Raw genomic sequence first — 18,794 nt, forward strand, 5'->3', positions numbered from 1 at the left:
TTATCGGAAGTGCACGGCCCCGAACCGTTTTCGGTTCGGGGCCTTACGCCGGGCTGGTCGACGTCCGCGAGAACCGGTTCAGGGTCGGCGTCCCTTGCGGAAGTAGCGGATCGGTCCGAAGAAGTTCACCGCGATCACCAGCGCCCACTTGAGTTTGCTGCCGTTGACCTTCTCTGCCGGACGTGTCGCGAGATCCGCCCAGGCCGTCGCCGCCAACGACAACTGCACCGACGCGAGTGTCAGAACCAGTGCCTGCTTCCAAGGAGCCATCTCGGCAAACCTGGTCTTCTTCGACGTCCGTGTCGTCACGGTCCGGCTCATCGTTCCTCCTGGTGTGGCATAGCGATCACGGGCGCGACAACCACGCCCGATATCATTATTGGTACAGCACCACACGGAAAAGGCAGATGAACCCCCAAAGCGACACCCTGACTTCGACCAGCGAGACCTTCGGTACCGATCGCATCGATCCCGCCGACCTCGAAATCTGCCTGAGAGTTCTCGACCAGGCCGCCGAGCTCCACGCCGAGCATCCGGACGCCGTGACTGTGCAGCGCGCGGTCGGGCACATGTTCAAGAAATTCAAGCAGATGCGGCGTAAGGAAACCCGTGGGCGCAAGGCCGCGGCGGACCGCGAGGTGATCTCGGCGACGGCCACCGGGTCTCCCAACCGGATCGACGACGAAACCGCCGGTGTCCCGATCACCTCCTCGACGAGCGGCGCGAGTGCGGGGACGCTGCTGCGTCCGCGCCCCTGTTACATCTGCAAGGACCGTTACACGCAGGTGGATGCCTTCTACCACCAGCTCTGCCCGTCGTGCGCGGCCGAGAACCACGCCAAACGCGACGCCCGCACCGACCTGACGGGCCGCCGCGCGCTGCTCACGGGCGGTCGCGCCAAGATCGGTATGTACATCGCGTTACGACTGCTCCGCGACGGCGCCCACACCACCGTGACCACCCGGTTCCCCAACGACGCGATCCGCCGTTTCTCCGCGATGGAGGACAGCGGCGACTGGCTGCACCGGTTGCGTGTGGTCGGAATCGACCTCCGCGATCCGGCCCAGGTCGTCGCACTCGCCGAGGACGTGGCTGCGCAAGGCCCCCTCGACATCCTCATCAACAACGCTGCCCAGACCGTGCGCCGCTCCCCCGGTGCCTACTCGGCGCTCGCCGACGCCGAATCGGGCCCCTTGCCGGCGGGACCGCTTCCCGAAGTGCTCACCTTCGGCAAGCCCTCCGACGCGCATCCGGCGGCGCTGACCGGCGCACTGCCCGCGGAGTTGTCCGGTGACGCGCTGACCTCACTCGCGCTCGTGGCCGGGTCGGCGACACCCGAACGGGTCGCCGCCGGTATCGCGGTCGACGCGGGTGGCCTGCTTCCCGATCTCGTGCACACCAACAGCTGGGTGCAGACCGTCGGCGAAGTGGAGCCACTCGAGCTTCTCGAGGTTCAGCTGTGCAACTCGGTTGCCCCGTTCATCCTGGTCAACCGGTTGCGGCCGGCCATGGCGGCCTCCCCCGCCCGCCGTAAGTACATCGTGAACGTCTCCGCGATGGAGGGCCAGTTCGCCGGTCGCCGCTACAAGGGCGCCGGGCATCCGCACACCAACATGGCCAAGGCCGCACTGAACATGCTCACACGGACCAGCGCCGAGGAGATGCTCGAGGACGGCATTCTCATGACGGCAGTCGACACCGGCTGGATCACCGACGAGCGTCCCCACCACACCAAGATGCGACTGGCAGAGGAGGGGTTCCACGCTCCTCTCGATCTGGTCGACGGTGCGGCCCGCGTCTACGACCCGATCGTGCAAGGCGAGGCCGGTACGGATCTGTACGGCTGTTTCCTGAAGGACTACCGTCCCGCCCCGTGGTGACGCGCCGGGTGTCGTTCCGCGTCTGAGAGCGGGCCGACACGAACGGCGTTCGGAGGCCCGTTGCACACCGTCAGGTGGAGCGAGCGGACCTCGAGCGCGGAGATAATGGACACGATCGCCGCAGTTCCACCGCCCGAGGAGAGTTATGTCTGTCGCCGTGGTCCATACCGATAGCCCGGAGGGTCGTGCCGCACTCGTCGCCGCAGCGCGCGAAGCGGCCGATCGGGACGAGCGGCTTGTCGTCCTCCACGTTCTCGACGACGACGGTGCTGTCGCCCGGGCACAGGAGGAGAAGGTGCGCGCCGCCGTCCGCGAGGTTCTCGGGAACGACGACTGGGATCTGTGCACCGAGGTGCACGACGGTGATCGGGTCGGCGCCGTGATCGATCTCGTGGCTCGCAGCGGAGCAGAACGAGTCGTGGCGGGAAGCCGTGGCAAGAACGCGGTCGGCAAGTTCCTCCTCGAACGCCCGCTGCAGCGTTTGCTGATCGAGGTCGGGGTTCCGGTCCTGGTCGTCAAGGCAGCATGAGCCGGACTCGGGAGTGCGCCGGTTGTTCACCCGACGCCTGAGGCGTCATGCTCGCGGTCGGTTCCGCGACGTCCTACGGATGTGATGCGCTTCGCACCCGGACTTACCCGGCAGTAAGGTGAGTCACATGACTGCCTCACGTGACCTCGACATCGTCGTCTACGGCGCCACCGGATTCGTCGGGCGGCTCACCGCTGCCTATCTCGCCGCGCATCTGCCCACCGGCGTCGCCGTCGGACTGGCCGGCCGGTCCGTCGAACGCCTCGAGAAGGTGCGTGGCGAGTTGGGCACCGACTGGCCACTGATCGAAGCCGACTCCGACGACCCGGTCTCCCTGGCGTCACTGGCACGCGCGACGCGCGTGGTCATCAGCACCGTCGGCCCGTACGCCAAATACGGTCTGCCACTGGTCGAAGCGTGTGCCGAAGCCGGAACCGACTACGTCGATCTCACCGGCGAAGTGCTGTTCCATCGGGAGAGCATCGATCGATTCGACGACGTCGCCCGGCGCACCGGTGCACGCATCGTCCACTCGTGCGGTTTCGACTCCATCCCCTCCGATCTGGGCGTCCACGCGCTGTTCCGGGCGGCGGAGGCGGACGATGCCGGTGCCCTCACCGACACGACGTTCGTCCTGACCTCGCTGCGCGGCGGGATCAGCGGGGGCACGATCGACTCGATGCGGGTGCAACTCGACGCCGTGCGCAAGGATTCTGCCGCCCGCAAGATCGCGGCCCGGCCGTACTCCCTGTCCCCCGACCCCGCACAGGAACCCGACCTCGGGCGCCAGAACGACTTCGCCATGGTCGACGGCAAGTCGATCGCCCCGGAACTGTCGGGCTGGAAGGCGCCGTTCGTCATGGCGTCCTACAACACCCGCGTCGTGCGCCGCAGCAACGCGCTCACGAACTGGGCGTACGGAAAGAAGTTTGCGTACCGGGAGGTCATGAGCGTCGGATCGTCCGCGTTCTCTCCGGTGCTCGCCGGTGTCGTCGCGGCGGGGAGCGGAGCGCTTGCGGCGGGACTGGCGTTTCCGCCCACCCGTTTCCTGCTCGACAAGGTGCTGCCGGCTCCAGGTGAAGGTCCGTCCGAAAAGACCCGGGAATCGGGCCATTTCACCGTCGACCTCTATACGACAACGGAATCCGGCGCACGGTACACCGCACGGTTCGCAGCGCAGGGCGACCCCGGCTACAAGGCGACCGCTGTCATGCTGGCGGAGTCTGCACTCTCGCTCGCCTCGGGTGGATCCGCCCTGCATGCGGGCGGCGGAGTTCTCACACCGGCGGTCGCATTCGGCGACGTCCTCACCGACCGCCTGCGCGACGCCGGTTTCGAGATCTCCGCACGCCGCCTCCCCTGACCTGGTTCAGCCGCTGGTCCTGGCGGCGTTGCCGGCGTCGACCGGGATCACGACGCCACTGAGGTGAACGCTGTCCTCGGCCGCCAGGAACAGCACTGCCCGGGTGACTTCGAAGGCATCGAGCCACGCGACGGGTTGCACGTGGAGGGAGCGGAAGACCGGTTCGACGTCGTCGGCTGTGGGGGATTCCAGATCCGGACGCATGTGGCCGTAGAGCGTCTCGTTGTGGATCATCGGGGTGCTGATGTTGCCGGGGGCGACAGCGTTGACGGTGATGCCGTGCCGGGCGAGATCGAGTGCGGCACTCTTGGTCAGTCCGATCACGCCCCACTTCGAGGCGGAATAGGCGGCAGTGTTGGTGCCGCCCTGGCGGCCCAGCATCGAGGAGACGGTCACGATCCGGCCGTAGCCGCGTTCGATCATTCCCGGCGCCACCGCTCCGATGGTGTTGAAGACCCCGGTGAGATTGCTGCCGAGGACTTCGTCCCACTGCGCGGTCGTGGTGTGCTGAACCGATCCCATGAGCGTCACCCCCGCGTTGGCGACCGCGATATCGATCCGGCCGAACGCGGAGATGCCCGCCTCGACAGCGGCGTCCATCGCGTCCCGATCCCCCACATCGGCCTGCACGACCAAGGACCGGGTCCCGGCCGCCTCCACCATGCGAGCGGTCTCCTCCAGATCGTCGGCAGTTGCCATCGGGTAGCTGAGAACATCACGGTCCTCGCAACGATCGAGGAGGACGACGTCGGCTCCACGCTCGGCGAAGGCCACCGCGTGCGCACGGCCCTGTCCTCGTGCGGCGCCGGTGATGAATGCAACTCTGCCTTCGAATCCGTTCACGCGATTCCTCCAAATCGTTCCGATGAGCCCGTAGACCCGCCAGTAAGCCATGGGCCCCCGAACCGTCTCCCGTCCGTCTCACACATCGGGACCACCGGACGGTGCCGAGACGGCTTACCGGGATTTTCCGGTGGGCGGTGTTGCCGGCACCGGAACGGGGTTATGCTCGGCCGGTCGCCGCGAGCAGTGGTGACATCGACGACATATGAGGACGGCAACGTGCACGCGACGAGCATCGAGGCGGCTCCGGCCACCATGCTTGCGCTCATGCCGTTCTGGCCTACGCGTCGTGGCGCGTGTTTCGACTGTCTGTGTTGCACCGAGGTCTGTTGCTGAGCGGTTCGGCCGCTCCTTTCGGTTCTCACCACCGAGCACAACTCGGTTACTTTCGGACTTCGGAGCGCTGCTCATGTTCAATTTGCTCGTATTCACCCTCGTCGGCGTCGGTGCACAACTCGTCGACGGTGCGCTGGGCATGGCATTCGGCGTCACCGCGACCACTCTGCTGATCTTCAGCGGTGTGGGTGCCGCTCATGCCAGCGCCGCGGTGCACCTCGCAGAAGTCGGTACCACGCTGGTCTCCGGCGTGTCACATTGGCGGTTCCGCAACGTCGACTGGAAGGTCGTGCTGCGACTCGGTGTTCCCGGGGCGATCGGCGCGTTTCTCGGTGCGACGGTGTTGTCGAGCTTGTCGACCGAGGCCGCGACACCCGTGACTGCTGCCATCCTGCTGGCGATCGGCGTGTACGTTGCCCTGCGGTTCTCGGTGCGGCCGCCTGCCGTTGCGCACGCCCGGACGTCGCCGCACACGGCGAAGTTCCTCTCCCCTCTCGGCTTCTTCGGCGGTTTCGTCGACGCGAGCGGCGGCGGAGGCTGGGGGCCGATCACGACCAGCACATTGCTTTCGCGCGGCAAAACGGCCCCGCGCACCGTGATCGGCTCGGTGAGCGCCTCCGAGTTCCTCGTCGCCGTTTCGGCGAGTATCGGTTTCCTCGTCGGTCTCGGGCACGAGTCCCTCGGCAATCTGCTGGTGGTCGCGGGTCTGGCTCTCGGTGGTGCCCTGGCGGCACCGTTCGCCGCATGGTTGGTGAGCCGGGTACCGGCCACGTTGCTGGGTACTGCCGTCGGTGGAGTCATCGTCCTCACCAACGCCCACAAACTCCTCGGCGTGGTCGATGCGGGACCGATCGCGTCGGCCTCGGTGACGTGCGCGATCGTAGGCGCCTGGATCGCGTTGCTGGCCGTGTCGTGGAAGCGTTCGCGCCTCACTCCGGCCGAGTCCTCCGGGGCGCTGGAGCGCCTCGGAGTGCCCGCACCTGTTCCCCTGCGCGAAAGGTGATCGACGGCGCGGAGAATACGCGCCCGTAACCGGTTCGGCCGTGGGTCTCGCGGTCTCGCGGCCTCCGATTCCCAGGAGAGCAGCGGCCGGACTACGTGGCCGCGGGTCCCGCGGCGCCGAGATCCTCATCGAACCGGGCAACGGCGTCGTCGCGACCGCCTCCGCCGCGACCACCGGACTCGTGATGATTTCCGACGAGCAGATCGAGTCCTTGGGCGGCCTCGCCTACAGCATGTCCGCCTCGACCGCGGGGACTTCCTTCTCGGCAACGAAAGTCGAACTGCCCCAGGTGTCGGTGTCGATCACCGTCGGGGGCAACGGCGCGCAGCCGACACCGAGTGGACCTGCCGATGTCGAGACCCCCCCCGGCACCGTCGACGACGACCCGGTCAGACTGCCGCAAGGGTGCCGCCGTCGATCCCCCGAGTGCTAGTCGATACCCCAGTGCTTTCGGAGTGCGTCCCGCCCCGCGGGACTGACCGCGAGACCACGGCCGCGGCGAGCGGGCAGGACCCAACCGGCTGCGAGAGCGTGACTCGCGAGGACGGCGCCGAGTCGTCCTGCCAGGTGTGGCCGCCGCTCCGTCCAGTCGGGACACGCCCGGCAGAGCGGTCGGCGGGACGACCCGCCTGCCGCGAGGTCGAGGCCGAGGTCACCGAGTCGGCTCAGCCCGAGGTCGGTCGCCTCCAGCCCTCTCTCCTCGCGTAACCACCCGCCCCGGACCATTGCGTCGGTCAACGCCACACCGAGACGCCCGGCGAGATGGTCGTAGCACAGCCGTGCCTGCGCGAGGTCTTCGGCTTGGCGAGATTGCCGGTACGACACCACAGGAGCAGAGGGGCACAGGTGGCCGAGCTGTTCGAGTGCAGCCGCGACGGAGGGGCCGGCGAGACGGTAGAAGCGTTGCCGACCACGCACCGTGGCAACGATGAGGCCGGCGTCGCAGAGAATCGCCAAATGCCCACTCGCAGTGGATGGACTGACCTTCGCAGCCGCAGCCAATTCGGATGCCGGCCGACTCGATCCGTCCATAAGTGCATTCAGTACGACCGACCGCGCGGAGGCCGACAGCGCGTGCCCGATCACCGAGAAGTCTTTACTCACAACACAAATGTAGAACGGGGACAGTTCGGCGCACGCCGAAACTTTGCAGGGATACGGTGCCGACATGACTCGACACCACTACGGCGCTCGGATCGGATGGCAGGGCACGACAGGAGCAGGGTACGGCGGGTATTCACGCAATCACACCGCTACCGCCCCACCGGCAACCCAGGAACTTTCTCTCAGCGCTGATCCGGCGTTCCGCGGGGACGCCGACCTGCTGGACCCCGAACAACTCCTGGTCACCGCTGCCTCATCGTGCCAGCTGCTCTCGTTTCTCGCGGTTGCTGCTCAGGCCGGCCTCGACGTGCTCTCCTACGCGGACGCCGCCACTGCCGTGCTCGATACCGGTAGCGCGCCTCCGCAGATAGTCGAGATCGGGCTCGCACCGGTGATTCGCGTCGCTGCGGGAACCGATCACGAGAAGGTCCGCACCGCTGCCGCCGCCGCGCACCGCGGGTGCTACATCGCGAACACGCTGAAGTGCCCCGTGCAGGTCGAGGTGACGGTGATCGACGCATGAGCGCCCTCCGCGATATCGAAGTAATGCTCCCCGACGAGCCCGGTGCCCTCGCGCATTTCGGTGAGCTGCTGGGCCGAGCCGGAGTGAGTCTCGAAGGCGGTGGAGTCTTCACCTTCCGTGGTGCAGCGATCGCCCATTTCCTCGTGGGCGACGCCGAGACCGCGAGCCGCGCGCTCGACGCGGCAGGCGTCGGGCCGGTGACGATCCGGCCCGTGGTGATGCTCGCGCTCGACCAGGAGGTGCCCGGCCAACTGGGTGCCTTCACACGCCGCCTTGCGGACGAAGCGATCAATATTCTCGTCCAGTACAGCGACCACGACCACCACCTCGTCGTCGTCACCGACCCAGCGCGACACGAGGACGCACGACACATCGCCGCAGAGTGGACGACCCGGTCGCAGCGGAACCGGTGAACTGCGCGAGCGGCACGCCCTGCGCACCGATCGCCCGATACCCGTCACGAGGCCACACACGGTGCACTATCTTGAAGCCAGAGCACGAACGAATTCGATTGTCCGACAAGGGCAATCGGTGCATTCGTGTGGATTGTCCGCACTCGGCCGGACACGAAACCGGCATTTCACCTCGAGGGAGATCTCATGTCCACTGTTCCCGCACGCCGCGCCTGGAACCCCTTTCCGGAACTGTCCGACTTCTTCGATTCGATCGGCGGTTTCCGACCGACTCTCGGCAACAACATCATTCGTGTCGAGGACGAAGTGGCAGACGGTCGATACATCGTGCGCGCCGAGATGCCCGGTCTCGATCCCGACAAGGACATCAACGTGCAGGTGAACGACGGGCGACTCGAGATCTCGGCCGAGCGCACCGACAAGAAATCGGACAACGGCCACTCCGAGTTCACGTACGGCTCCTACCGGCGCAGCGTCACGCTCCCGCGCGGGGCCAAGGAGGACGACATCGATGCCTCGTATGCCCAGGGAATTCTGACCGTGTCCGTCGGTATCGGCGACACCGACTCGTCCGCGAAGAAGATCGAGGTCAAGAAAGCGGACTGACGCGGACGTCGGCCTTCGCTTCCGCGTTCCTGGTGAGCACACCGCGTGCGATGAGAGCTTGCGCGCAGATATAGGTGATCATGATCCAGAAACCGGTGGCAGGCAGGGAGAACCCGTCGACGAAGGCGTTCAACGCGATCAGCGAATCCGAGATCACGAAGACGACCGCGCCCCACGCGACGGTCCGGGACACGCCCGTCGCGAGAACCGCCATCGTGGCGATGCACAATCCGTAGATCGTCACCGCGACGACGAGTGCCCCGGCGCCCGGCGCGCACACCGCGATCAGAATTACCACTGCCACGGCATACGGCGCGAGAAGCCACCGGTTCGTGGAGAGCGCGCTGCGGTCGCGGTAGGGCAGGAACGCGGCGATATACGTAACCTGGGCACACAGGAAGAACCCGATCAGCACGAGGAATGCGGTATCCCCGTCGAACAGGTCAGGGGCGGCGTCGCCGAGCCACGAGAAGAACAGCGCGAGAAGCGTCAGTGTCACCAGCCGATCCCGGGGAGGCGCGCTACGGGCGGCCACTCCGAGCGCGAGCAGCGGCATGAGCAGCCATTGCGTGGACTCGGTCACGAAAGAATCAGGGTCGACGAGCTGGGCGACGAGGTGCGCCACTGCGACGGCCGCGAACGCGACGAACGCGGCGGTAGCGACCGCAGTGCGGTTCACCGCTCGCCGCCGTCGCCCGTGGACCCCGCGCCGCCGACGTTAGTAGTCACTGCGCCCGCAGACTCTTGTTCGCCTACACCGTCGAACGCATCGAGGATCCGTTGCGCCGCCAGAGCCGCGGTGAGCGATCCGTCCTGCACGGCCGCCTCGACCTCACCCCGGATCGCCTTGACCCGCGGCGCGGATTCGAGACGGCGTAGCAACTGGTCGTGCACCATCGTCCAGGTCCAATCGATCTGCTGACGACGGCGGTTCTCTTCGAATCGGCCCGCCTCGGTGAGCACGCGACGGTGCTCGAGGACGGTGTCCCAGAAGGTGTCCAGCCCGCTGCCTTCGAGCCCGCTCATCGTGATGACCGGGGGTTTCCACAGTGCGTCGTGCGGGTGTACGAGCCGCATGGCCCCTGCGAGTTCCCGGGCGGCGACGCGGGCGTCGCGCTCGAACTTGCCGTCGGCCTTGTTGACCGCGACGAGATCGGCGAGTTCGAGCACGCCCTTCTTGATGCCCTGCAACTGGTCGCCGGTGCGCGCGAGCGTCAGGAAGGTGAAGCAGTCCACCATGTTCGCAACCGTCACCTCGGACTGCCCGACACCGACGGTTTCGACGAGAATCACGTCGAAACCCGCCGCCTCGAGCAGCACCATGGTTTCGCGAGTGGCTTTCGCGACACCGCCGAGGGTCCCGGCGGTCGGCGACGGCCGGATGAAAGCATCACGTTCCACCGACAACCTGGCCATGCGGGTCTTGTCACCGAGAATCGATCCGCCGGTGCGGGTCGACGACGGGTCGACCGCCAGTACCGCCACCCGGTGCCCCTTGCCCAGCAGGTACATGCCGAGGTTGTCGATGAACGTCGATTTGCCGACGCCGGGAACGCCGGTGATGCCGACCCGGATCGCCCCGCCCGCCTCCGGGAGCAGGCGCAACAGCAACTGCTGCGCCTGCTCCCGGTGGTCGTTGCGGGTGGACTCGACCAGGGTGATCGCCTTCGCCACGGCGGCTCGCTGTCCCGCGAGCACCGCGTCGGCGAGAGCGTCGATATCGACCGGAGGTCTGCCCATGTCCGGTCTATCCCTGGGCGTGGTGGCCGAGCTGAGCTGCCAGCTTGGTGAGCAGGCCGGTGGCCGCGTCGGCGATCACCGTTCCCGGCGGGAAGATCGCCGCAGCACCTGCCTGGTAGAGCTCGTCGAAATCCCCGGGCGGAATGACGCCGCCCACGACGATCATGATGTCCTCGCGGCCCACCTCGGCCAGTGCCTGCTTGAGAGCAGGAACCAGCGTGAGGTGACCCGCGGCCAACGACGACACACCGATGACGTGCACGTCGTTGTCGGCCGCCTGCTGGGCGACCTCTTCGGGCGTCTGGAACAGCGGTCCGACGTCCACGTCGAAGCCGAGGTCGGCGAAGGCGGTGGAGATCACCTTCTGTCCGCGGTCGTGGCCGTCCTGTCCCATCTTCGCGACGAGGATGCGGGGCCGGCGGCCCTCCTCTTCAGCGAACTTCTCGACGAGTTCCGTTGCCGTGGTGATGTTTGCCGCCTTTCCGGCCTCGTCGCGGTACACCCCGCTGATCGTGCGGATCTCGGCCTGGTGCCGCCCGTAGACCTTCTCGAGGGCGTCGGAGATCTCTCCGACGGTCGCTTTCGCGCGTGCCGCGTCGATCGCGAGGGCCAGCAGGTTGTTCTCCATGCCGCCGTCTGTGGACGCGGCGGCGCGGGTCAGCTCGGCGAGCGCGGCCTGCGTCGCGGCCTCGTCGCGGTCGCCCCGAAGCTGCTCGAGCTTCGCGATCTGCTCGGCTCGCACCTTGGAGTTCTCGACCTTGAGCACCTCGATGGTGTCGACCTCGTCGGGAACGTACTTGTTGACGCCGATCAGCGGCTGGCGACCGGAATCGATACGGGCCTGGGTGCGCGCCGCAGCTTCCTCGATGCGCAACTTCGGGATGCCTTCGGAAATGGCCTGCGCCATGCCGCCGGCTTCCTCGACCTCGGCGATGTGCGCGCGGGCCCGGTTGGCGAGCTCGTGGGTGAGCCACTCGACGTAGTGCGAGCCACCCCACGGATCGATGGGCCGGGTGGTGCCCGACTCCTGCTGCAGCAACAGCTGCGTATTGCGGGCGATACGGGCGGAGAAGTCGGTCGGCAACGCGATCGCCTCGTCCAGCGCGTTGGTGTGCAGCGACTGGGTGTGACCCTGGGTCGCGGCCATCGCCTCGACGCAGGTACGCGTGACGTTGTTGAACACGTCCTGCGCGGTCAGCGACCACCCCGAGGTCTGCGAGTGGGTGCGCAGCGACAGCGACTTGGCGGACTTGGGTTCGAACTTTTCGACCAGTTCGGCCCACAGGAGTCGGCCGGCGCGGAGCTTGGCCACCTCCATGAAGAAGTTCATTCCGATGGCCCAGAAGAACGACAGCCGCGGTGCGAACTTGTCGATGGCCATGCCTGCGTCCAGTCCGGCACGGATGTACTCCACACCGTCGGCGAGGGTGTACGCCAGTTCCAGATCGGCCGTCGCTCCGGCCTCCTGGATGTGGTAACCGGAGATCGAGATGGAGTTGAACTTCGGCATCTTCGCGCTGGTGTACGAGAAGATGTCGGAGATGATCCGCATCGACGGCTTCGGCGGATAGATGTAGGTGTTGCGGACCATGAACTCTTTCAGAATGTCGTTCTGAATGGTTCCGGCGAGTTGTTCGGGCTTGACGCCTTGCTCTTCCGCGGCGACGACGTACAGCGCGAGAATCGGCAGCACCGCGCCGTTCATCGTCATCGACACGGACACCTGGGACAGATCGATGCCGTCGAAGAGTTGCCGCATGTCGAGGATCGAGTCGATCGCGACACCGGCCATGCCGACATCGCCCTGGACGCGCGGATGGTCGGAGTCGTAACCGCGGTGGGTCGCGAGGTCGAAGGCGACCGACAGGCCCTTCTGTCCGGCCGCGAGGTTGCGGCGGTAGAAGGCGTTGGACTCCGCGGCGGTGGAGAATCCGGCGTACTGCCGGATGGTCCACGGCTGGTTGACGTACATCGTCGGGTAGGGGCCGCGCACGAAGGGCGCGATCCCCGGGTAGCTGTCGAGCGGGTAGCCCTCGGCGACGATCGCATCGCGGTCCGCCCGGGTGTAGACCGGCTTGACGTCGATCCCCTCGGGCGTGGACCACACCACTTGGTCCTTGGTGTACAGGTTGGCGGTAGCGACGGATTCGGTGAGCGCGTCGGCCTGCTCCGGGGTGGGAGCGGACGGCACCGGCGCCGCCGGATCAGTCAGCGGGATGTCGGCGAAGCTGCCGATCTCGTGTTCGATACTCACTTACGCTCCCAGGGTGTCGAGCAGGTCGGTCAGCGCGGCAACCGCGTCGATACGGGCGGTGAGGAAGCCGTCGGGGCGGCTCTCGCCCTGCACATCGCCGACGGCTTTCTCCGGTCCGGCGAGCAGCACGGTGGTGATTCCCGCGGCGCGCAGCGCGGCGGTGGCGGTCGCGGCGTCCTGGCCGTACCGGGCATCGGTGCCGCAGAGGATCGCGATACTCGCGCCGGAGCCGCTGACGGCGGTGGCGACAGCATCGCCGGTGAGATCGAGCGGACCCGGGTTGACGGCCTCGATGCCGCCCGATGCCATCAGGTTCGCGGCGAAAGTGCTGCGGCCGTTGTGTTCGGCGACGGGTCCGAGCGGTGCGAGCAGCACCTTCGGCCGGGCGCCGTGCGCGGCGAGGTAGACGTCCGAGCGGTCACGCAGCGCCTCGAACGGGGCCGCATAGCGCGCGGCGAACGTGCCTGCGTCCGCGGCTCCGGCGGGGAGCGGCGCCTCAGCGAGATTGGGGAACTCGTTGATGCCGGTGAGCGCGGTCCTGCGATGCGCGATGTCGGCTTCCCTGTGGGCACGGGTCGCGGCGATGCGTTCAGCGACCAGCCCCGACTCGAGGGCGGCGCGGTATCCGCCGGCGGCTTCGATTTCCTGGAAGAACTCCCATGCCTTGGCGGCAATCTGCGCGGTGAGTTCCTCGACGTACCAGGACCCGGCGCCGGGGTCGAGAACGCGACCGAGGTTCGATTCCTCGAGGAGCAGCAACTGGGTGTTGCGGGCGATGCGTGCTGCGAACCCTTCGGACACGCCGAGTGCGCCCGTCGGCAGGGCGGCATCGAACGGCAGCACGGTCACGGCGTCGGCACCGCCGATGCCTGCGCCGAATGCGGCGAGCGTGGTGCGCAGCATGTTCACCCAGGGGTCGCGCTGGGCCATCATCGCGGCCGACGTGACCGCATGCTGGGGAGCATTACCGGCTTCCGGTGCACCGACCACCTGGGCGATACGTGCCCACACCTGCCGACCCGCGCGGAACTTCGCGATGGTCTGGAACTGATCGTCCGTGGCAGCCAGACGGAACTCGATCTGTCCGAGTGCCTGCTCCGGCGAGAGTCCGGCGGTGATCAGTTCGCGAACGTACGCGAGGCCGGCGGCGACCGACGCGGCGAGTTCCTCGGCGTCCGAGGCTCCGGCGTCATGGAATGCGGTGCCGTCGACGGTGAGGGCGCGAACCGTGCCGGTGCGCTCCGCCGCCACGACCGCTAGTTCGATCGCTTCCGGCACGGTGGTGTCGGCGCGACCCGAGAATTCGCTGGTCAGCGGCGCGGCACCGAGAAAGAGGCGCACGGCATCCGGGTCGGCGAGGTCGCTGCGGGAGTCGACGACCGCGTACAGGGCTGCGGTGGCCGCGACGGTCTCGGCCCCGGCGTCGAGCGTCACCGGCGCGAGGTCGAGCAGCACGTTCTCGAGGGCTGCGCCGAGAGACTCGACGGGAAGGTCGGTGCCGCCGACACGCAACCACAGTGCACCGACGCCGTTTTCGAGGCCGTTGAGGATGCGCTCGTTGACCTTGGTGGCGGTGCCGTAACCGGTCGCCGCCGCGTCGCCGCCGAACTGCGCGGACACCAGCCAACCGGTCGTGACGTCGCGGGTGGAGGAGCCTCCGCGCACGAACGGGAACTCACCGGGCAACGGGACCTCGGGACGTTCGTCGCGAATGCCGTAGAGGGGGTTTACGGTGACGCCGTCGTACGTCGTGGTCTCGAGCAGGCGCTGCGGCTCGGGGCCGAGTTCTGCCGGATCGACGCGCCGGGACTTGGCGAGCACTCCCGCGACCGCGTCCTGCCACTGCGCGTATGCGCGCGCGGCGTCCTCGGCTTCTGCAGCTAATGACACGTGCGATTCCTCCTACTGCGGCATGCAGGATCTGTTCGGCGGCGTTGTCGGCCGGAGGCGGATGATCCCGAAAAGGTTAAACCTTTGTCGCTGTGATGCTAGCCGCACACTCTGGACACCCACTGTGGGGATTCCCACAGATTGTCTAACGATCGATAAATGCGGGTCGGCACTGTGTGGTTGGGCACGCCGGCCGCGGCACCTCCGGAGGTGCCGCGCCTCGCGGGTACGCTCAGACCCCGTGACGAGGATTATCGGAGACCGCAGGATCCTCGGTCTCCTCCTCTTGCTCGCCGGGCTGATCGCCGTAGCGCTGCTGGTTCCGCTCCCCTCCGTCGGACAGATCCGGGACTGGTCCGAGTCGGCGAACGGCCCCACCCTGATCCTGACGTTCTTCGCGATCCACACCCTGGTGACGATCGCTCCCGTGCCGCGAACGGTGTTCACGCTCAGCGCCGGTGTGCTGTTCGGGAGCGTGACCGGAATCGCGGTGTCGGTCGCCGCAACGACCGCGAGCGCGATTCTCGCGTTTCTCCTCCTGCGCGCAGTGGGACGCACGGTCGTCGAGTCGCATCTGACGCACCCGGCAGCCAAAGCGGTCGACCTGCGTCTGGCACGCCGTGGCTGGCTCGCGGTCGGGTCCCTGAGATTGATCGCGGCTGCACCGTTCTTTGTCGTCAACTGCTGTTGCGCTGTGTCGTCGGTGCGATTCGTGCCGTACACCCTCGCCACGATGGTCGGCATCCTTCCGGGCACCGTCGGTGTCGTATTGCTCGGCGACGCCCTCACCGGCCGGGCCGATCCTGCGTTGATGGTGGTCAGCGCCGTGTGTATCGCGGTCGGCATCGGTGGCCTCCTACTCGAAGCCCGGCTCCCCGAGCCGGCGGGCTCCGCTCTGGACGCCGTCGTCGATCCCCCGGCACACTCGACCCGGAGCGAGTGACACAGCCCCGGTCGATCCGGAGTATTGCCCCGGCTCTGCTGCGCTCCCGTTCAGACTGGGAGCGATGACTGGGAGCGGAGCGAGAAGATGACGACATACGAATCCATCCGCGTCGAGACCGAGGATCGCGTGACCACGGTGGTCATGGCGCAACCGGATCGCCGGAATGCCGTCGACGGGGCGATGGCCGCGGAACTCGCGCGGGCATTCGAAGAGTTCGACACCGACCCCGGCACCGACGTCGCCGTCCTGTACGGCGAGGGCGGGACGTTCTGCGCCGGCGCCGATCTGAAAGCGATCGGTACAGAGAGAGCCAACACCGTCGCGGTGGAGGGTCACGGCCCGATGGGGCCGACGCGCTTGAGCATGTCGAAACCGGTGATCGCGGCGATCGAGGGCTATGTTGTGGCCGGCGGGCTCGAACTTGCGATCTGGTGTGACCTGCGGGTCGCCGCGTCGGACGCCGTGTTCGGTGTGTTCTGCCGGCGCTGGGGAGTACCGCTCATCGATGGCGGCACCGTGCGACTTCCGCGATTGATCGGCGAGAGCCGGGCCATGGACATGATTCTGACCGGCCGGCCGGTGGGTGCGGACGAGGCGCTCGGTTTCGGCCTGGCCAATCGTGTGGTCGAGCCCGGCACCGCGCGAGCAGCCGCAGAGCAGCTTGCCCGCGAGCTGACGCGCTTTCCGCAAACCTGCATGCGCAACGACCGCCGGTCGGCTCACGACCAGTTCGGACGCACCGAGCGGGAGGCCATGGCGCTGGAGATCCGGGTCGGAATGGAATCTCTCGCGGCCGATACGCCCCTCGGTGCAGCCCGGTTCAGCGGCGGAGAAGGCCGCCACGGCGACTTCTCGTAGGCCGGCCCGGCTGGACGGGCGTGCGCCACGCGGTCATTTTGCCGGCGTCTTGCGGGGCCGTCCCCGCCGCGCCGGACGGGCAGGAGACGGGCTCGTCGACTCCGTCGGCGGCTGCTCCTCGGCCGCCGATGCGCCGGACGGAGCGTCGCGCCAGCTGATCTCGATCTCGATCTCGATCTCGTCGCCGTCGACCTCGATCTCCAACTCCCACCGCACTCGGTCGGCGACCACCATTGTCACCGAGTCACCGGAGGACCCCAGCTCCACCTCCGAGCCGTCGGCGAGAGCACGGCCGAGTTCGATCAGCCGCTCGGACGCTTCCTTGCGAGAAAGCTCGGACGTCTTCTTGATCTCCAGCTTGGGCACGACGACTCCTGACCTCAGCGCAGTGTGCACTCACGGTAACCGCCGCGAGGTGTGCGACCAGCCCGAACGAGAAGACGGACGGCGGGCCACCGGTCGAGTGAACCTTCCGACCTCCGCCTGCATCGCCCTCGCCCGCGAGAAACTCGGTCTCGGGATGGGTATCACCCGGGTACCGGTGCGGCTTCCCGTCCGCTCCGGGGACCCCGACCGAACGGCGGTGTACACCGCATGAGCGAACAGTCACCTGCCGGTGAATCTTCCGAGGAGTAGTGGCCCCTCGGCGTCTGCTCGGTCTCCTGCTGGCGATGGCGATGTTCGTGCTCGCACTCTCGCTGGTCTGCCTCGCAGGCTGGCTCGTGCGGCGCAAACATCGAGGAAAGACGGCGTTGCTGGACCCGGATCTGTTTCACTCCACCATGTTCCGGCTGGGAATCACGGGACAGATGCTCCAGCAGATCGCCCTGGGCGGGACGATGATCGCGTTGCCCATCTACCTGCAGATGGTGCTCGAATACAACGCGCTGCAAGCGGGCCTGTCGCTCGCGCCGCTGTCTCTCAGTATGTTTGCGGTGGCCGTGCTCGCAGGCAACAAGGCCGGCGACCGGCGCCCCAGCAGCATCATCCGTTGGGGATTCGTGCTGTTGACGGTCGGAATCGCGGCGCTGATCCCGATCGTGCCGCGAGCCGAATTCGGCTGGGGGCTCATACTTCCCCTGATGATCGCCGGATCCGGCCTGGGTTTGCTGGTGTCCCAACTCAACAACTACACACTCGCACCGATCGACGAAGAGCGCATCAGTGAAGCGGCAGGGGTCAATTCCACGTCGGGGTCGTTCGGACTCTCGTTCGGGCTCGCATTCGCAGGTGCTCTGATGCTGGCGACACTGTCCTTCACGTTCACGTCCATGGCGGAATGGAGCACCGTACTCCCTCTGGCCGAGCAGCGTCAGGTCGCGCAAGTGCTCGAGGACGACGCGCAGGTCATGAGCAACACACAACTCGAACAACTGCTCGTAGGACAGCCGCGGGTGATTCGAGACGAGATCGTTCGGATCAACACGGACAGCCGTCCTCGCGCTCTGCAGGTTGCCCTGCTCGTTCCCCTTGTCGCAGGCCTCGCCGGAATCCTCGTCTGCCTACGGATGGGGCATGTACCCGATCCGGAATCCCACGAACCGGCGGACAGCACCTAGGCGGTGGTGTCCCCGGTCAGACCGGCCCTGCGCCGGGTCGCCTCGGTGATCGCGGACCAGTCCTGACGGGCCTGCCCGTGGGCCAGCGCATCGATGAACACATCTTCGAGCACGCTTCCGAACGGCAGCGTCACGTCGGCCTCCCGTGCCTGGGCTCGTGCGAGACGCACATCCTTCAGCCCCAGAGCCAGGCCGAATCCGGTCGGTTCGTACGTGCGACGAGAGATCATCCGCCCGTAGCCCTCGTAGACGGCACCGGGGAACAAGCTGTCGTTCATGATGTTCATCAGCAACTCCGGTGATCCGCCCACCTTCTCCGAGATGGTCGTCGCCTCGGCCATGGCCTGGAGTGCGTTGGCGATCAGATAGTTGCCGAGAATCTTGACGATGTTGGCCTGCTTGGGGTCCTCGCCGATCCGCCACGTCCGGCGTCCGATCGCCTCGAGCAGAGGAGCCACTTCCTCCACGGCGGCGGAGTCACCCGCGGCGAGCACCGTCAGATTGCCCGCGTCCGCAACTTCCGCGCGCCCGAAGACCGGGGAGGCCACGTAGCGGACGCCGATACCTGTCAGCGCCTCCGCAGCGTGGGTCGCCATCTCGGGGCTCACCGTGGCGAGGTTGACGTGGATGGAACCCGGCCGCATCGCAGCGAGAGAGTCGGGAGACAGTACGGTCCCCGCGAACGCGTGGTCGTCGGCCAGTGCACTACACGAGATGGGCACACGCAACGCCTCCGCCGGCGAGTCGACTTCCGTGGCACCGTACTCGACCACAGCGCCGGCTTTGCCGGGGCTTCGATTCCAGACGGAGACGGTGTTTCCGGCTCGTGCCATATTGCGGGCCATCGGTGTGCCCATCGTGCCGAGGCCGAGAAATCCGATCTCCACAGCAAAGTCCTTCCCATCGGGAAAGCGTGTTGGCGGCCGGTTCAACTCTAGCGCCGCCTG

At 67.2% G+C, this 18,794-nt stretch carries 19 protein-coding genes and 1 pseudogene; 11 read left to right on the forward strand and 9 right to left on the reverse strand.

The annotated features are described in order from the left end of the window. Nucleotides 1-78 precede the first annotated feature (78 nt). Nucleotides 79-321 (reverse strand): hypothetical protein, encoded by a 243-nt coding sequence (locus ACFWU2_RS09350; RefSeq protein ID WP_378604353.1) that lies wholly within the window; start codon nucleotides 319-321, stop codon nucleotides 79-81. Nucleotides 322-407: 86 nt separating this feature from the next. On the opposite strand from ACFWU2_RS09350, the gene ACFWU2_RS09355 reads away from it, so the two are divergent. The 3 genes from ACFWU2_RS09355 (at nucleotide 408) to ACFWU2_RS09365 (ending at nucleotide 3,772) form a co-directional block, all read left to right on the forward strand. Next, complete coding sequence (locus ACFWU2_RS09355) at nucleotides 408-1,880, forward strand: SDR family NAD(P)-dependent oxidoreductase (protein ID WP_378604356.1); 1,473 nt, start codon at nucleotides 408-410, stop codon at nucleotides 1,878-1,880. Between the two features lie 145 nt (nucleotides 1,881-2,025). Then, the gene (locus ACFWU2_RS09360) at nucleotides 2,026-2,409 is read left to right on the forward strand and encodes a universal stress protein (RefSeq protein WP_378604359.1); all 384 of its coding nucleotides are present in this window, start codon (nucleotides 2,026-2,028) and stop codon (nucleotides 2,407-2,409) included. A gap of 127 nt (nucleotides 2,410-2,536) precedes the next feature. Beyond that, nucleotides 2,537-3,772, forward strand: a complete 1,236-nt coding sequence (locus ACFWU2_RS09365) for a saccharopine dehydrogenase family protein (protein WP_378604362.1) — start codon at nucleotides 2,537-2,539, stop codon at nucleotides 3,770-3,772. 6 nt (nucleotides 3,773-3,778) lie between these two features. On the opposite strand, the gene ACFWU2_RS09370 is transcribed toward ACFWU2_RS09365, so the two are convergent. Next, nucleotides 3,779-4,615 (reverse strand): mycofactocin-coupled SDR family oxidoreductase, encoded by an 837-nt coding sequence (locus ACFWU2_RS09370; RefSeq protein ID WP_378604365.1) that lies wholly within the window; start codon nucleotides 4,613-4,615, stop codon nucleotides 3,779-3,781. Between the two features lie 409 nt (nucleotides 4,616-5,024). On the opposite strand from ACFWU2_RS09370, the gene ACFWU2_RS09375 reads away from it, so the two are divergent. Together ACFWU2_RS09375 and ACFWU2_RS09380 are read left to right on the forward strand one after the other, a co-directional pair. Then, nucleotides 5,025-5,954, forward strand: coding sequence for a sulfite exporter TauE/SafE family protein (locus tag ACFWU2_RS09375; RefSeq protein WP_378604368.1), 930 nt, complete (start codon nucleotides 5,025-5,027; stop codon nucleotides 5,952-5,954). 40 nt (nucleotides 5,955-5,994) lie between these two features. Continuing rightward, on the forward strand, nucleotides 5,995-6,387 hold the full coding sequence (locus ACFWU2_RS09380; RefSeq protein WP_378604371.1) for a hypothetical protein: 393 nt from the start codon (nucleotides 5,995-5,997) through the stop codon (nucleotides 6,385-6,387). On the opposite strand, the gene ACFWU2_RS09385 is transcribed toward ACFWU2_RS09380, so the two are convergent. Then, entirely contained in the window at nucleotides 6,384-7,058 is a 675-nt protein-coding gene (locus ACFWU2_RS09385) for an ArsR/SmtB family transcription factor (RefSeq protein WP_378604374.1), read from the reverse strand. The two genes, ACFWU2_RS09380 and ACFWU2_RS09385, sit on opposite strands and share 4 nt — an antisense overlap. 64 nt (nucleotides 7,059-7,122) lie before the next feature. On the opposite strand from ACFWU2_RS09385, the gene ACFWU2_RS09390 reads away from it, so the two are divergent. The 3 genes from ACFWU2_RS09390 to ACFWU2_RS09400 all read left to right on the forward strand — a co-directional run bounded on the left by ACFWU2_RS09390 (nucleotide 7,123) and on the right by ACFWU2_RS09400 (nucleotide 8,600). Continuing rightward, a complete protein-coding gene (locus ACFWU2_RS09390; protein ID WP_378604377.1) occupies nucleotides 7,123-7,581 on the forward strand; it encodes an OsmC family protein in 459 nt (152 codons plus the stop codon). After that, nucleotides 7,578-7,994 carry an amino acid-binding protein gene (locus tag ACFWU2_RS09395; RefSeq protein WP_378604380.1) on the forward strand — a complete coding sequence of 139 codons (417 nt, stop codon included), beginning with the start codon at nucleotides 7,578-7,580 and terminating at the stop codon, nucleotides 7,992-7,994. The genes ACFWU2_RS09390 and ACFWU2_RS09395 overlap by 4 nt, the downstream gene beginning before the upstream one ends. Nucleotides 7,995-8,180: 186 nt before the next feature. Beyond that, nucleotides 8,181-8,600, forward strand: a complete 420-nt coding sequence (locus ACFWU2_RS09400) for an Hsp20/alpha crystallin family protein (protein WP_378604383.1) — start codon at nucleotides 8,181-8,183, stop codon at nucleotides 8,598-8,600. On the opposite strand, the gene ACFWU2_RS09405 is transcribed toward ACFWU2_RS09400, so the two are convergent. The 4 genes from ACFWU2_RS09405 to mutA are packed head-to-tail and all read right to left on the reverse strand — an operon-like array spanning nucleotide 8,584 to nucleotide 14,484. Beyond that, complete coding sequence (locus ACFWU2_RS09405) at nucleotides 8,584-9,279, reverse strand: lysoplasmalogenase (protein ID WP_378604387.1); 696 nt, start codon at nucleotides 9,277-9,279, stop codon at nucleotides 8,584-8,586. The two genes, ACFWU2_RS09400 and ACFWU2_RS09405, sit on opposite strands and share 17 nt — an antisense overlap. After that, on the reverse strand, nucleotides 9,276-10,340 hold the full coding sequence (gene meaB, locus ACFWU2_RS09410) for a methylmalonyl Co-A mutase-associated GTPase MeaB (RefSeq protein ID WP_378604390.1): 1,065 nt from the start codon (nucleotides 10,338-10,340) through the stop codon (nucleotides 9,276-9,278). Before meaB ends, ACFWU2_RS09405 begins: the two co-directional genes overlap by 4 nt. 7 nt (nucleotides 10,341-10,347) lie before the next feature. Beyond that, entirely contained in the window at nucleotides 10,348-12,594 is a 2,247-nt protein-coding gene (gene scpA, locus ACFWU2_RS09415) for a methylmalonyl-CoA mutase (RefSeq protein WP_378604393.1), read from the reverse strand. Continuing rightward, nucleotides 12,595-14,484 carry a methylmalonyl-CoA mutase small subunit gene (gene mutA / locus ACFWU2_RS09420; protein WP_378604396.1) on the reverse strand — a complete coding sequence of 630 codons (1,890 nt, stop codon included), beginning with the start codon at nucleotides 14,482-14,484 and terminating at the stop codon, nucleotides 12,595-12,597. A gap of 241 nt (nucleotides 14,485-14,725) precedes the next feature. On the opposite strand from mutA, the gene ACFWU2_RS09425 reads away from it, so the two are divergent. After that, complete coding sequence (locus ACFWU2_RS09425; RefSeq protein WP_378604399.1) at nucleotides 14,726-15,427, forward strand: TVP38/TMEM64 family protein; 702 nt, start codon at nucleotides 14,726-14,728, stop codon at nucleotides 15,425-15,427. A gap of 87 nt (nucleotides 15,428-15,514) precedes the next feature. Beyond that, entirely contained in the window at nucleotides 15,515-16,288 is a 774-nt protein-coding gene (locus ACFWU2_RS09430; protein ID WP_378604402.1) for a crotonase/enoyl-CoA hydratase family protein, read from the forward strand. A gap of 33 nt (nucleotides 16,289-16,321) precedes the next feature. Here ACFWU2_RS09430 and ACFWU2_RS09435 read toward each other — a convergent pair whose 3' ends face one another. After that, complete coding sequence (locus ACFWU2_RS09435; protein ID WP_378604405.1) at nucleotides 16,322-16,654, reverse strand: amphi-Trp domain-containing protein; 333 nt, start codon at nucleotides 16,652-16,654, stop codon at nucleotides 16,322-16,324. Between the two features lie 290 nt (nucleotides 16,655-16,944). Between ACFWU2_RS09435 and ACFWU2_RS09440 the strand changes: the two are divergent. Continuing rightward, nucleotides 16,945-17,847: pseudogene (locus ACFWU2_RS09440) on the forward strand (MFS transporter); the annotation flags it as partial. Here the strand turns inward: ACFWU2_RS09440 and ACFWU2_RS09445 are convergent. Beyond that, nucleotides 17,844-18,734 (reverse strand): NAD(P)-dependent oxidoreductase, encoded by an 891-nt coding sequence (locus ACFWU2_RS09445; protein WP_378604408.1) that lies wholly within the window; start codon nucleotides 18,732-18,734, stop codon nucleotides 17,844-17,846. The pseudogene ACFWU2_RS09440 and the gene ACFWU2_RS09445 overlap by 4 nt on opposite strands. Nucleotides 18,735-18,794: the final 60 nt, after the last annotated feature.

The sequence above is a fragment of the Rhodococcus sp. NPDC058639 genome (assembly GCF_042717545.1).
Classification (GTDB): domain Bacteria; phylum Actinomycetota; class Actinomycetes; order Mycobacteriales; family Mycobacteriaceae; genus Rhodococcus.